This window comes from uncultured Stenotrophomonas sp. (assembly GCF_945952405.1).
GTDB lineage: Bacteria > Pseudomonadota > Gammaproteobacteria > Xanthomonadales > Xanthomonadaceae > Stenotrophomonas.
In genome coordinates, this window is the sequence record NZ_CAMFIA010000001.1 from 176,206 (window position 1) to 191,714 (window position 15,509).

Here is a 15,509-nt window from a genome sequence, read left to right on the forward strand (position 1 = left end):
ACGGAGAGCCGCGGCTGTTCACCAATTCGAGGGCGAGTGATGGCCGCAGTGATTTCAGGGAATGGTCTGGGTCTGTTCAACAGTTCTTTGCAGGCCGGCCTGGGGCTGGGCAGCGACGCACGCCTCGGCGCGCAGGGCAGCACTCGCCAGTATGTGAATATCGCCAACGGCAATCTCGTGCTGCAGGGCCAGGATGAACAGCTCCTGTTCCGCGGCATGTCGATCGGGCAGCTGCGTACCTACAACAGCCAGGGACTGTCCAGCCAGGTGGGCGCGGACGGTTGGCTGACCGGCTTCGAGCGCCGGGTCGAGCTCCTTGCCGGAACGGTGAACAGCGCAGGCAGCATCATGCGCCTGCACACAGGGGATGGCGCCTTCCAGGACTTTGCCTACGCCGGGAATGGCAGCTACCAGTCCACCTCCGGCGATGGCGCGCATGATTCGCTGACATACGCCTCTGCAACGCGTTCGTGGACGTATGTGGAAGGCAGTACGCGGCGCGAGGAAACCTACGCGGATCACGCCAATGCGACCTTGAAGGGGCGGCTGACGCGCCTGCGCGATCTGCGCGGCGACGCAGCCAATCCGACCACCTGGGACGTTCTCTACGATGGTGCAGGGCGCATCACGCAGATCCGCAGCAAGGACATCGCGGCTGGCGCAACGCCGGACGGAATGGTGTTCAGCTATGACGCTGCGGGACGGCTCTCGGGCGTATCGACCCGCGAGAACGGCGTGCTGCTCGGCCAGGTCGGCTACGGGTATGACAGCGTTGGCCGCCTCACGTCCGTACTGGTCGACCTGACGCCGCGCGACGGGGTGAACGACCGCGACAGCTGGGATGCGGGGAACGCTGCCGCGAACGATGGCTACCTGTTCCGTACCACCTACAGCTATGTTGATGCGACCAGCCTGCAGATCAGTCAGGTGCGCCAGAGTGATGGCTTGCTGGTCAGCTATACCTACGATACTGCCGGCCGGATCCGCTCGGTAACCAGTGGCGATGCCAACGCCGACGACAGCGATGGCGTGGGGCAGACCCTGTTCTACAGCTATGACACCAACAACCGCCGCACCGACATCAGCGATGCCAGCGGCCGGACCTGGACCTACGGCTACGACGCGGCCGGCCAGCTGATCGAAGTGCAGGGGCCGGCCAGCGACGGCCTGCGCGACGTCAGCCAGTACACCTACGACGCCGATGGCAACCTGGTGCAGAGCGTGACCCGTCGTGCGGGACAGGTACTGGCCCAGGCCGACTTCGAGTACGACGCGCAGGGCAACCTCACCTGGCAGTGGAACCGGATCGAGGGCGGTGCATCCGCTGCTGCCTCGGCGATCCACCGAACCTACACGGCAGGCAATCAGCTGGCGTCGGAAACCGTGTTCGCCGGGCTGGATGCGGATGGCGCAGGCAGTGCCGCGGCTCCCAGCGGCGGTGCCACCACCCACTATCTGTATGACGCGCAGAATCGCCTGCGCTTCACCATCAACCCCGCTGGCGAGGTAAGCGAGTCCCGCTATGCTGGTGCAGGCAATGGGATCGGGCAGCTGGCGTCCACGCGTCGCTACCTCGGCGCTACCTTCAGCGGTACGTTCACCACCACCGATCTGGAGACCTGGGCGGCCGGGCAGCTCGCGCAGAGTGGTCTCACCGAATACGCCTATGACCTCCGGGGTCGCCTGAGCCAGACCCGCGCGTATGCCCAGGTGGATGGCGCTGGCAATGGCGTGCAGGACGATGGTCTCGAGATCATCGACTACGTGCACGACGCGCAGGGACTGCTGCGTGAGAAGGCGGTGACCCGCTATGCCGGTGGCAGGGACGGCGGCGTTGCCAGCCAGCGTGAGGTGGCAAGCTACACCTACGATGGCATGGGCCGGCTGTTGAGCGAGATCGTCCAGCAGCACGCACTGGACGGGGCATCGGATGTACTGATCCTGCGCACCAGTACCTGGATCTACCAGGACTCCGGAAGCACCGTGCGCACGGTGCTGCAAGGCGGCGGCGATGCCGGCGATCTGCTGCGCACCGAAGTGCGTGATGCGGCCGGACGCCTGCTGGTGGTGACCGAATCGGCAGCGGCCGGGACCGGCGGCGTGCGCAGCACTCAGAACATCTACGATGCACTGGGCCAGCTGCGTGCAGTCCAGGACGCAAACGGCGGACGGACCTACTTCTTCTACGATGCCGAAGGACTGCTGGTAGGCCAGGTCGATGCGACCGGTGCAGTCGTGGAGTACGTGCGCGACCCGCTGGGGCGCGCCATCAGTACCATCGCCTACGCCACCCGCGTGGATACCGGCAACTGGTTGGCCGGCGGTGCCGTGGTCCCGGGTGAACTGGCCAATGTACGGCCGTCCACTGGCAGTGATGATCGCCGCACGTACGTCACGTACGACGCGCTCGGGCACAAGCTCAGCGAGACCGATGCCGAAGGCGGCATTGTCACCTACCTGTACGACGGTGCTGGGCGCCTGCTGCAGACCACAGCAACCGACGCCGCCGGCACTGCCGAAACGGCGCGGGTGCAGCGCTATTTCTACGACGCGGCTGGCCGTGAACGCGCCAGGCTCGACGCCAATGGCTACCTGACCGAGTTCCAGCGTGACGCGGGTGGCCGACTGGTTCGAACCTCCGCCTATGCCACGGTGGTTCCGATGGCACTGCGTGGCGCTGACGATCTGGACGCGTTGCGACCGGCATCGGCTGCGGCTGATGCGGTCACCCGGTACTTCCACGATGGGCGCGGCAATCTGGTTGGCCAGCTCGATGCGGAGGGCTACCTCACCGAGTATGTCTACGACGAAGCGCGCAACCAGCGTGCGGTGAAGGTCTACGCCCTGCGCCTTGATGCGGCCGACCCGGCCCTGGGGTTCAATGGCCTGCGCACGTTGGCGCAGGCCGGCGCCGCGCGGACCACCCAGCGCAGCTACGACGCGGCTGGGCGGCTGGTGGTGGAAGTCACCCCGGAAGGCAGGGTGACGCGTTTCAGCTACGACGCACAGGGCCGGTTGCTGGGTACCACCTCGGCCGCCGGGACCGATGATCAGCGTCAGAGCGTGCGCCGCTACGATGCGTTCGGCAACCTGATCGGTGAACTGAACGCGGAAGGTTCGGCGCTGTACACCTCGTCGATGAGCGCCTCCGAGCTGGACGCGCTGTACGCGCAGTATGGAGTCCGGCACAGCTATGACCTGCTGGGCCGGCGGATCCAGAGCACCGATGCAGCGGGATACCAGACCTGGTACTTCCATGATGCTGCTGGTCGGGTCACCCACACCGTGTATGGCACGCAGGATGCCAACGGGCGGCTCAATGCGGAAGGTGAAGTCGAGGAAACCCGGTACGACGCCTTCGGCCAGGCCCGGGAGACGATTCGCTATACCGGGCGCATCCAGATCGACGTGCCATTCGGTTGGGAGCAGGCCTCGGCAGCGATAAGGGTGCTGCAGTACGTTGCCGCCATCGACAGCAGGCAGCAGTATCGCTATGACCGCCGGGGCCTCCTTGCAGAACTGACCCGTGCGGAGGGATACAGGACGCTGTACACGCACAACGCCTTTGGTGACCTGGTCGAGCAGCGCGACCAGATTGACGGCAGCCAGTGGCGGGTCACGCGCAGCAGCTACGACAGGCTCGGCCAGCGCACCGAACTGCTGGAGGACGCCGATGGGTGGCAGCGTGCAACCTCAAACGCGTTCGATGCCTTCGGTCGCATCATCCGAAGTAGCGACGGCCGTGGCAACACCACCGGCTACGAGTATGACCGGCTGGGGCGCCAGGTCGCGGTCACCCGGATGGTCGGCGGTCAGCTGGAGAGCGTGCAGACGAGCTACGACGCCTACGGCCGTAAACTCAGCCAGACCGATGCCCTCGGACGCACCACGCAGTTCCTGCACGATGACGCCGACAGGACGCTGACGATGATCACGCCGGAGGGCGTGCAGGTGATCACGCGGTACAACCTGCATGGGCAGACCGTTGAGATCCTGCGTGGTGATGGCTCATCACAGGTCTTCGCCTATGACGCCGATGGGCGGCTTGTCGAAGAGTCCATCAGCGCAGACTACACGGCCTCACAGACCACTTACCGCTATGACGTGCGTGGCAAGCTGGCCGGGCAGTCGGATGGTACAGGAAGCGAGGTGACCTTCCAGTACGACGCACGGGGCCGGATCCTCGAGCGTCGCCAGGAACTGCAGTACGCCCTGCAGGATGCGGTGGTCACCCGATACGCCTACGATGGACAGGGGCGGCAGCTCAGCATCACCGACGCCAGTGGACGCCGCACGGTCATGGAATACGACCGTGAGGGGCGCCTGCTTGCGTCCATCGTTGATCCCGATGGCCTGTCGTTGCGCACCACGTTCAGCTGGGATGCGCTGGGTCGACGGCTTTCGGTAACGGAGGGCGCAGGCACCGCTGATGCGCGGAGCACCACATACAGCTATGACGGATTGGGGCGTCGTACAGCCCAGGTCGTGGCGGCGGGTGCGCTCAATCTGCTGACCCGCTTCAGCTACGACGCCAACGACAACCTGGTGGCCAGCCAGGACCCCGAAAACCGCATCACCCGCTACGTGTACGACGAGGCCAATCGCCTGCGCTTCACCGTCAATCCGCAAGGTGGCGTGACCGAGCAGCGTTACGATGCGGCCGGCCAGCGCGTATCCGTGCGGCAGTATGCCGGCCAGATCAACCTGGCGGGGTTGCCGGAGCAGGCCACCCTCGCCGAGGTGCAGCAGCGCCTGCAGACCAACGATGACAAGGACCTGCAGACCTATCTGCTGTATGACCGCGATGGACGGCAGACGCTCAGCATTGATGCCGCAGGTGCGGTGACCCAGCAATTGTTTGATCGGGCTGGCAATGTCGTGCAGACGCGTCGCTATGCGACTGCCTATCCGCTGGACGCAGGGCGGCGCGGTCTTCTGGCCGCGGGGCAGGGCCAGCAGGACATCGTGCTGGCGGAGCTTGTGGCCAGCGATGCCGACCGTGTCGACTCCTATGTGTATGACGCCGCAGGACGCGTGCGCTTCCATCTGAACAGTGACCGCGCAGCGGTCGAGACGAACTACGACCTTGCCGGCAGGGTGATCGATCGGCGCGAATACGCCGACCTCCCGCCGACGATCACGCATGCGGAAATTGCTGCCGGGATGGTGAGGGCGGACAACATCACGTCGGACCTGACCGAGACCGCCTGGGATCTCATGCGTGGCGTGCACTATATTTACGATGGCGCTGGCAGGCTTTCGTTCACGCTCACCCGAGTGCATGACGCAACACAGTGGTGGTACCGGGATGGGGTGAACGCCATCCTGGTCCAGCGCAATATCTACGATGGCTCCGGGAATATCGCATCCAACGTTACCTACACGTTTGGATTGGAAGCGACTCGGGACACGGCTGCCTACGACAGCGAGGCGGCTGTCATTGCTGCGTTGTTTGGTGACCGCGGCGGACCGCAAGGCCCGCAGATGGTTGGGCAGCGGAGTACCCATCACGTCTACGATCAGGCCGGGCGCGAACGCTTCTCCGTAGGTCCGGACGGGGCGGTGGCCGAGTATCGCTATGACGCCGTGGGGCAGCGCATCGAAACCCGGCACTACGGCGAGGCGGTCGAGCCCCGTCGTTGGGGCGAGGCGGAACTGGCCGCGGTAGTGGCCGGAATCGGCTCCGTTCGGATCAGCCGTCAGGACTACGATGCCGCTGGCCGCGTCATCTCCAGGACCGATCCGTTGATGGCGGTGGAGCGCTACCAATATGACGGTGCGGGTCAGCTGCTTGCCTATACCGACAAGAACCAGGCGATCTGGACCTATCAGTACGATGCTGCCGGTCGCAGGACGCTGGAAACCAGCCCGGTGGTCATCGTCTCGATCGCCGCCGCGGACGGGACCCTGTCCACGGTGGTCCGCTCGATCTCGACACTGACCGAGTACGATGCGCTGGGCAACGTGACCCGCCGTATCGAGGACGCGGGCGCGCCGACGGCGCGGGCGACCGAGTACGAGTATGACAGCCGCGGACTGCAGATCCGCACGCGCTTCCCTGACGCGGGGCGCATGAACGCCGATGGGCAACTGGTTGCCAGCGGCGAGCGCCCAACGGTCGAAGTGACCTACAACGCGCTTGGCCAGGCCGTGATGCAGAAGGACGTGCTGGGCTACTACAGCTACAACACCTACGACGCGGCCGGCAGGCTTCAGTTCGAGGTCGACGCGGAGGGCTATGTCAGCGCGTACGGATACGATGTATTCGGCATGCAGACCCGGCTTCAGCGTTACGCCAACGCCATTGCGCTTCCTCCGGGCCAGGTGGCAAGGGGCTCGGATGTTGCCGCATTGCTGGTGCCCGCCACATTCCAGGACCGTATCCAGCGCAAAGAGTACGACGTAGCTGGCAGGCTGCTGCGAACCTACGAAACGCGATTCGTGAAGAACGAGTGGGATGCCCAGCCTCATGAAGAGCTCGGTGGCGGCACCAAGGCGGAATACGACCTGCTTGGCAACATGGTCAGAGAAGGCCGGATGGTCAGCGCGAACGAGTGGGTTCCCGCCGGCTCGGAGTACGTCGAGTGGAACCAGGTCGAGTATCAATACGACATTGCCGGACGACGAATCGCCAGTCGCGACGATCGGGGATTCTTGACGACCTGGAAGTACAACGCCAATGGTGAAGTGGTGCAGGAGTGGCAGATCGCCCGTTCGGTGTGGGATCCGCCGCCACCCACGTTTGCAAGATCGAACTGGATGGACGGAACCGCTTGGGAGGAGATGCAGCCCGATGGCGGCACTGCGCTGCTGGGCTTTGATCGTGTCACCGAGTGGCAGTACGACGCTCTGGGACGGAAGATCTCCGAGCGCGCAAGCCGCGGAAATCCGTATGATGGGAACTTCGTCGAGTCACTGACGGCCTATGATGCATCTGGACGCGTGATCCAGACCACCGTCGATGGCCAGGCCAGCAAGACCTTCTACGATGCCCTCGGCAGGGTCACGGCGATTCGCGAAAGCGAGCGCGATGTGGTCAATGGCAATGCGGACATCCAGCTGGCCTCGACCGGGGTTGGCCTGGGTTCGGGGTCACTGTATCGGCGTGCATCGCCCTACAGCAGCATGGCCTACGACGCTTTCGGGAACGTCGTGCAGGTGCGGCGCTATGCCGAAGGGGCCGAGCCGGGCCAGGCGCCGTCGGCGTCTTCGCAGGACCAGGTACAGAGCACCGTCTACGACTGGCAGGGCCGTGGCGTACTCGAGCGCGATGCGCTGGGTTCCGTCACTGCCCGCACCTACGATGCTGCCGACCGGTTGCTTGCCACGCGGTCGCGTCTTGACGGCAATGCAGGACGATGGTCCCTGGTGGTCAATCAGGCCACCTACGACAAGGTGGGGCGCCAACTGACCAACGTGGTGTCCCGCGAGCTGTACCAGACCGGTAGCGCCGCGCCCTTGCGTACCGAGGTAGATAGCACCTCCCAGGTCCGCTACAACGCATTCGGCGAGATCATCGCCAAGGACAGCCGGCTCGATGCGTCGCTGGCCACCGACAGCTTTGCGGTGCGTTATGTCTACGACCAGAACGGGCGGGTGAGTTCCACCAATGCCGAAGGTGGTGTCTGGCGCAACTTCGCCTATGACCTGTCCGGGCATGTGATTGCCGAATGGCATTCGGTTCGTGACTCCACCGGCAACCTCATCAATGTCGAATCCCGGATGGAAGTGGACCAACGGGGCAATGTTCTGGTCCAGCACCTGCCAGCCAGCAACGACGATCCGTTTGATCAGGCCAAGATCATCCGGACCTATGACCGCTGGGGCAATGTCCTGTCGATGACCGATCCGCGAGGCGGCACCACCACCTACGAGTACAACCAGCACAACCAGCTGGTGCGCGAGATCAAGCCCGAAGTCCGCGTTCTGGATGCCAACGGCACGGCGCGATCGGTTCGCCCGGAAACGTTGTGGGAATATGACGTGATGGGGCGCAATACCGGGGTGCGTGACGCCAATGGCAACTGGCAGCGCACCGGCTACGACGGAGCCGGCCGGCAGATCTACACCGAGACCGCCACCGGCAACCGCACGTTGATCGCCTACGACGCGTTCGGCCAGAAGCGCTACACCCAGGATCCGCTGGGTTACGTGACCTTCCTGGAGTATGACCGGGGTGGGCGCGTGGTTGCGCAGGGTGACTTCCTTCGCGAAGCCGATGGGGCGACCCGGCAGCGCGCCACCCGCGAGCGCTACACCCTCAACCAGAATGGCAACCGTATTCGCGTCAATGACGCGCTCGGCTACGCCAGCACCTACGACTATGACAGTCGTGGGCTGGTCATACGCAGCCACACTGCGGCCGGAGTGGGCATGTCCTATGCCTACGACGCGCAGGGCAACAAGATCCGCGAGACCAATGCGCTGTCCGATCCCAGCCTCGCGGCGGATGGCCAGCCGGTCTTCAATGGTGGACTGGTCGAGAACCAGTATGGCGTGGTGGGCCAGGCCTTCAGCCACACCCTCGGCGCCGGCGCCTTCAGCATCGTAGGTGGCGAGATTCCCAGCCTGTCGGTGCGGGTGGAGTACTGGGATGCCACCTTGAATGTTTACCGGGACGCTCCGGGCTTCAGCTACGACCCGCAGACCCGCGTGCTGAGCGGCACGCCGGCACAGACCGGGCCGTATCGCATTACCTACACAGCTACCAGCAGCAACGGAAAATCCGCCAGCATCACCGCCAGCCTGTACTCGGTCACCCAGGCGGCGTATGACAGCTACTACGCAGGAGCGCCGAAAGCCAATACGGGATTGTTCAATCGCTCGGTCGGGGTGAACCAGGCCTTCAGCTACCAGGTTCCACCCGGTACGTTCACTGCCGCGGCGGGGCAGGGTATCTCCTATTCGGCGCAGGTCTACGCGCTGGTCGAAACCTTCGACTACGAAACACGCCAGCACGTGCGTGAGTACCAGTGGGTGACCCTGGGATCGGCCGAGGATGATTCCGGATTCAGCTTCGACGCTGCCACCGCAACCCTGTCGGGAACACCGGCAACGCGTGGGACGTGGCAGGTGCAGATCGTAGCCACCGGGGCCAATGGCCGCAGTTCCGCGCTTGGATTGACCGTTGAGGCGCGGCAGGCAGACGGCCGCCGTACTGTGACCGATGCCGAGGGCGACGTCCTGTATCTGGACGAAAACACCTGGAAATATGACTACTTTGGCCGATTGATCGACCACAACGATCTCAGTGGCGCCGACTACAACTACAACTACGATGCCGTGACCGGTCAGCTGCTCGGCGAGAACAGCAAGTGGACCGAGCAGGGTCGCCAGTACTCGACGCCGGCCACCGATTACTGGTACGACCGGGACTGGCGGCAGTACGGCCTGGATTCGGAGCTGGTTGGCCTGGACCTGCCTGATCCGGTCTTGCTGAACGACCCCGCGCGCAGCTACAGCTACTACAAATCCGGCGCGCTCAAGGAACTGCGCGAGGGCAACAACTGGTTCCGTTACCAGTACGATGCCGCCGGGAACCGTACCTCCGAGGAGGCGTATACCTACGATGCGGACGGTCAGCTGCTGCACGTGCTGACCAAGGTCACCTACGACGCACATGGCCGGATCACCAAGGTCAGCCAGCAGGACGTAAGTGCGGGTCGCCGCCTGCTCGAGCTCAACTACGACTATGACGCGGTCGGCAACCGTCGTCGCGTACTGGCCCGCTCTGCGTATGACGCGGACTCGCCGGGCATCGATATCAACGGCATCACCAATCCCGATTTCGAAGATGGTGACTTCGGCTGGAAGCGGGGGGATGGCTGGACCATCGTGCCGGGCGGAGAGAATGGCAGCACGCAGCGCGCCCAGTTCCACATGGACGGCACGTCGAAGCTGATGAACATCCAGCGCGTGCAGGTGCTGCCGAACGAGACAATCACTGCTGCAGTCCGCGTCGACCAGGGCGCATCGAGCGCGGGCAAGGCAGGTGCGGCGGTCATCATCGAGTGGTACGACGCCTCCGGTGCGCTGATCTCGACCTCCGAAGGCAACATGGTCGATTCGGCCTCCGGTGGCGCCATCTACGAATCACGCGTGACCGCTCGTGTTCCGTGGAACGCGGTGTTCATGTCAATCGGTGCCCGTGCTTTCCGCGACGGCGACAATGACGAGCTTTTCGTCGACAACTTCAGCTGGGGCTCGATGCCCGAGGACGGTACGCTGGATCGCGGATATTCCTGGAACTTCGGAGATCGCTGGTCGCCAACAGGCTGGTCATGGAGCAGCGAGTACGGCGGATCGGCACAGTTTGACCGGACCGGCGAAGGTCGCATGGTCAGCTACAGCCGCCTGGATGTGCGCCCAGGCAGCCAGGTCAGCGCTCGCGTCAATGTGCAGCAGGGCGCGTCCAGTGCGGGGGAGGCGTGGGGCGCGGTGTTCCTGCGCTTCTTTGATGCCAATGGCAGCATCATCGCGGATGTCGAAGGGAATCGCGTTGACAGTGGGTCAGGCGGTGAATGGCATGAGTCGGTGCTCAGTACGAAGGTGCCGCCGGGTGCGGTGAGCATGACCATCGGCGCTGTCGCCGGGCGTAATGGAGGATCGGATCCGCTTTGGGTGGACGACTTCAGCTGGAACTACGAGCGCGATGGCGAACTCGATTCGACCGGGAACTATGTCGATCCCGATCCCAGCGATCCGTACAACATGGCCGAGCCCTTCAAGGTCTACTGGTACGACTATGACGCGCAGAATCGGGTCAAGGTGGCCAATGGCCGCCTGGTCAACAACCAGATCGTGCTGGGCAACGCCGACGTCAGCTATGCGCTGGACTACGACGAAGCTGGCCGCGCCGTACGCCGCCGTTACCTGTCCGGGCTTACCGAGGTTTCCGAAACCACCCAGTACGATGACCGCGGCCAGCGCCTGAAGGTGTTCCAGGCCGTTGGCCTGGACAGCACCGCACCGGTATCGCTGAAGGACAGCTACAGCTACGACGCGATGGGCCGGGTGATCGAACAGCGTACCTACTTCGATGCCGGAAGCACCCGCAATGGCATCGACATCGGTGGTTGGCTCAAGCATGCCGAGACCTTCAGCTACGATGCCGACGGCCGCATTCTGCGGCAGAGCATCCTGGGGCGGGAGCTCGGCTGGACCGCCACTGCCCAGAACGATGGTGGCGCCGCACAGGTAACCCAGCTGGGTGTACTGCAGAACCTGGCGTGGATCGATTATTCCGCCTATGGCTATGACGCCGCGGGGCGCCTGCGTGGCTATACGTACCAGTACTCCCTGCATGAAGAGAGCAGTGGTGCGCTGCCAGGCGATCCCAAGGGCTATACCCACCGTTACACCTATTCCTACGAGGCGCGTGACAGCTACCTGGAGTCGCGCATCTACGGGCAGAGCAGCAACCAGAACTTCCGCGCCTCCACCAGCTACAGCAGCTACGATGCCTGGGGGCGTCGTGTCGCAGTACGCGAACAGACGCCGCTGAGCAGCGACCTGGGCAAGCTGGACGACCGTATCCGCTATTTCAGCTATGACGGTACCGGCAGCATCCTGCGTCGCCGCGAGGGGTCGTTGGCCGGCGGTGTGTTCACCCAGAGCGCCGCGCAGAAGACCCAGACCCAGCTGTACGCCTATGTTGGTGGCCAACTTGTGGCCTCGGGCAAACGCAACGGCGAGGTCGATGTGGTTGGCCGGCTGACGGCTTACCAAAGCAACAACGCTGCCGGCAGTTCGCGGACCACGGTGCAGGCGGGCGAGACCCTGCGGGGTATCGCGCAGCGCGTCTACGGCAATGCCAATCTCTGGTACGTGTTGGCAGAGGCCAACGCCATCGCCGATGACAGTGGCCTGACCGCCGGTACCACCCTGGTGGTGCCGGAGGTGAAGGTCACCGCCAACGACGCGAGCACGTTCAAGCCATTCAACCCGCAGGAAGCGATCGGCAATACATCACCGTCGCTGCCTTACATCGAACCGCCGCCGAAGGAGCATTGCAACGGCATCGCCATGGTGCTGATGGTCATTGTGGCCGTCGTCGCAACCGTGTTCACCGCGGGTGCCGCCGCGCTGGCATTCGGCGCGGTTGCAGCGGGTACCGGCGCCTTCGCAGCGGGTACCGCGGTGTTGACCGGAACGGCCATGGCCGCGGCAACCGGCTTTGCCGCGACCGCTGCGGTCGCCGGCGCGGCCTTCGTTGGAGGAATGGCGGGCAGCATTGCCAGCCAGGCGGTCGGCAAGGCGATGGGCGTGGTCGACAGCTTCAGCCTGAGAAGTGCGGTCGGCAGCGGCCTGGGCGCTGCGGCCGGCGCCGGTATTGCCGGTGCCATCGGTGGTGGTGCGCAGGTGAGTGAGCTGATCCAGGCCGGAAGCTACGGCCGGGTTGCCGCGATTGGCGCAGCAAACGCAGCCGCCGGCTATGCAGCAGGCAAGATCGCCGGCGTCGCTGACACGCACTTCAGCTGGCGTGCCATCGCAGCGAATGCGGTGAGTTCGGTGGTGGGCGGAAAGATCAACCAGAAGCTTGGCACCTCGGTCTCACCCTACATCGGCAATGGCATCGTCAATGACACCATCGGCGGCATGGTGGGGGGTGTGGTGAGCCTGCACGCACGCCGGACCTTTGGCGTGGCTGATGACATCAACTATGGCGCGATTGCGGCTGATGCGTTTGGGAATGCGCTTGGAACTGCACTTGCTCAGTACTCGTCGACCGGGAAACGAGTTGATGCTGTGCTGCCGGAGGCAAGCAATGCTAAGTATGGCGAAACCCTCTCAGATGCTGAGTATCGCGCAACTTGGTTGTATGGAGCCGCGGGCGGCAAGGATGATGTCATCTACTCGGATGGAAGTCCGACATATCTGCTCGCTGGGCAAGGCGGCGGCGCCGGAAACTCCGCTCCGCCGGATATATATGATGCGCTCTGGAAGGAGGCGGGGTACACGGCTCCTTTGAAGGCTCTTGACGGGCAGCCCCTACTCCTTGCGCAAGATTTCCCGGGAACAGCAGAAGACATTTGGGAGGCCGCCCGCATCGACGTGCGCCCCGATGCTTCTACCGTTGTGGGCGGCGTACAAGCTTCCTGGGACGGTGGGATGAGTTCGCTGCTGTCTAGCTTGGACGCGACTCCGCTTTCCAGTCGCTTTGACGCGGCAGGGCGGACGATGCCGCAGATGACGTACAGGGATCCAAGCATCGAGGCAAACTGGGAAGCGAGTAACAGGCAGATCGATCAATATCGAGAGAGCGCTCTCTCGGCGGGGATGGGCCTGGTGGCAAGGTCGGTGGGCGGCGACGAGCGAACTGTCGCTATGGCTAGTGATCTTGGCTACATTGCAGGCTCAGTCCTGCCGGCTGCTCAACGAGGCCGGTCTGGCAAGGTGTCTGCCGCTCCGCGAAATAGGAACTTGCCGGCGAGCTCAGTCGCTACGGCATCGTCCATAGACGGGCGGGGCTCAAGACCCGTGCTGGATCCCTCAGTAGGAGTACCCGCTACAAGGTCGGCTGCCCGTCTTGATCCGGTGATCGAAAGAGATGTGCATGGCAATGAGATTCATTACAGAACAATGAGTACGAATGACTATCGCTCTCTCATGAGTACCGGCAAGATGCCGGCCACTTCCGAGACCTTTATTTCGCCTTCTCAGAGTTATGCGGAAAAATATCGAGGTGTCACCGTTCGTTTTACCACGGTGCCGGGAACGTCGGAGCGACTGGCCGGTATCGGCGTGTATGGCAATGAAGGAAGCGCTGCAGCGATGCCTGGTTTAACCAAAGCGCCTGCCGGCTGGGCGACATCCAATGCCATGTTCAAGAAGGAGCGTGGAGTCATGAACACCGGCCTTGGAAAAGGCGCTGCGCTCGACATTTTCAATGAGAGCGTCCTCAAGTATGATGTGGTTCGGCCACAGGTACACACTGTCAGGGGCAATAGATGAAGGTCGTATACAGCCTTCGCAGTGATCTTGAGAAGGATCCTGCCAGAGTTTTGGAGACGCAAGCCCTAACGTTGAATGACGCGAGGCCCATGCTGGGACTGAAGGGGAGCAGAGGGCTTTTTGGAAGCGCTGAGTGGTGGTCGAATGTCGAATCCGGAGTTATTGATGTTGCGTACGTCACGGGTGTAATCAAGGAGCTTTATGTTGCTGGACAGGAGCGCCTCGATCACCCGAATGAGTTCGAACTCACTCTGGATGACGGTGGCGTAAGATCGGAAGGAATACTGGTTGATGATCCTGGTTTGATTTCCGAGTATGTTCCCGGGCGGCGAGTGCGAATTAAGTATGCTTACGATGAGCTTAAGTGTCCGTTGCCGGATGGGCGCCCTCAGTACCTTGACTTCGTTTTAGAGATTGCCATCGAAGAATGATGTGCTTACTCCTTGCCTGAGCTGGCTCGGAATCGAGGCCTGGTCGATTCGATTGGGCCTGGGTACAGAGTTGGGCTGGATTGAGTTTCCTGAGTTTGGAATCGGCGGACGCGGATTTTCATTGAATTGAACTTGGCGCAAGCTTGGCTGGTGCAGGAGCCGCAGATGGATTTTGTAAAGCTGGACATGGAAGAGCTACTCCGCCTGTCGATCGATGCGATCGCGGGCAACCGCCAGGCCGACGCGCTGGTGCTGCTCAAGACCGCGCTTGAACGCGAACCGGAGCACGTCAACGCGACCTACCTGCTGGCGGCCCAGCACGCCCAGCTGGGCCTGGTGGACCGGGCCGAGGTGGGTTTCCGCAAGGTGGTCGCGGCCGCCCCTGACCTGGCCATCGCGCGCTTCCAGTACGCGCAGTTGCTGATGGGGCAGGGCAGGGCCGAAGAGGCGCGACAGATGTTGGCGCCGGTGCGGGCCCAGGTCGACGCGCTGGGGGCGTATGCCCGGGCCCTCGATGCCGCGGCTGACCAGCGCATGGACGACGCCCTGCGTGAACTGGATGAGGGTCTGGCCCAGCCACAGGCACTGCCGGCGCTGGCCATCGACATGCGCCGTCTGCGTGACCAGCTGGCGGGTTCGGCGCCTGCGTCGTTGTCCGAGGTGGCAACGCGCATCGACACGCCTGCACCGATCTTCCTGACCGGGTATGGTCGCACCAACTAGCTGCTGGCCGCGGGTGCTGCATGCCGATTGATCGGACCTCCCTACCAACGCCGTTGATCGCCGTGATGCGCGCCGAGCTCAGCCGGCGCGGCGAGCGGGCGCGTGCGGGGAATTCCGGCGCCCCTGCTTCGGCGCCGCCGTCGTCGTCGCCCCGCTCGCTGCGTGCTGAAGTGGCCGGCCTGGTGCGCGGCGTGGATACCCAGGACCCGGTGGCGATGCGCGCCGCACGCCGCCGGGTGATACGCGCGGTCCTGCTCGCCGAACTGGGTTCGGAGCTGCGTGAGTACAGCCAATGGCAGCCGATGCTGGACACCCTGGTGGACAGCCTTGAGGCGAACGAGGAACACCGCGAAGCGTTCCAGGCGCTCATCCGTTCTGTGACCTGATCTCAGGATTTCAACA

Annotated in this window: 4 protein-coding genes; all 4 read left to right on the plus strand. The window is 63.7% G+C overall.

What is annotated here, in order from left to right:
* Nucleotides 1-39 precede the first annotated feature (39 nt).
* Complete coding sequence (locus Q0P60_RS00870; RefSeq protein WP_294987310.1) at nt 40-13,953, plus strand: LysM peptidoglycan-binding domain-containing protein; 13,914 nt, start codon at nt 40-42, stop codon at nt 13,951-13,953.
* Nucleotides 13,950-14,384, plus strand: a complete 435-nt coding sequence (locus tag Q0P60_RS00875; protein ID WP_294987312.1) for a hypothetical protein — start codon at nt 13,950-13,952, stop codon at nt 14,382-14,384. Before Q0P60_RS00870 ends, Q0P60_RS00875 begins: the two co-directional genes overlap by 4 nt.
* 165 nt (nt 14,385-14,549) lie before the next feature.
* Nucleotides 14,550-15,107 carry a tetratricopeptide repeat protein gene (locus Q0P60_RS00880; protein ID WP_294987314.1) on the plus strand — a complete coding sequence of 186 codons (558 nt, stop codon included), beginning with the start codon at nt 14,550-14,552 and terminating at the stop codon, nt 15,105-15,107.
* A 65-nt stretch (nt 15,108-15,172) separates the two neighbouring features.
* On the plus strand, nt 15,173-15,493 hold the full coding sequence (locus tag Q0P60_RS00885; protein WP_294987316.1) for a hypothetical protein: 321 nt from the start codon (nt 15,173-15,175) through the stop codon (nt 15,491-15,493).
* Nucleotides 15,494-15,509: the final 16 nt, after the last annotated feature.

Excerpts from the sequence above, each read along its gene's own strand:
- Q0P60_RS00880 (WP_294987314.1), top strand. The coding sequence starts at position 14,550 with ATGGATTTTGTAAAGCTGGACATGGAAGAGCTACTCCGCCTGTCGATC.
- Q0P60_RS00885 (WP_294987316.1), top strand. The coding sequence starts at position 15,173 with ATGCGCGCCGAGCTCAGCCGGCGCGGCGAGCGGGCGCGTGCGGGGAAT.
- Q0P60_RS00875 (WP_294987312.1), top strand. The coding sequence starts at position 13,950 with ATGAAGGTCGTATACAGCCTTCGCAGTGATCTTGAGAAGGATCCTGCC.
- Q0P60_RS00870 (WP_294987310.1), top strand. The coding sequence starts at position 40 with ATGGCCGCAGTGATTTCAGGGAATGGTCTGGGTCTGTTCAACAGTTCT.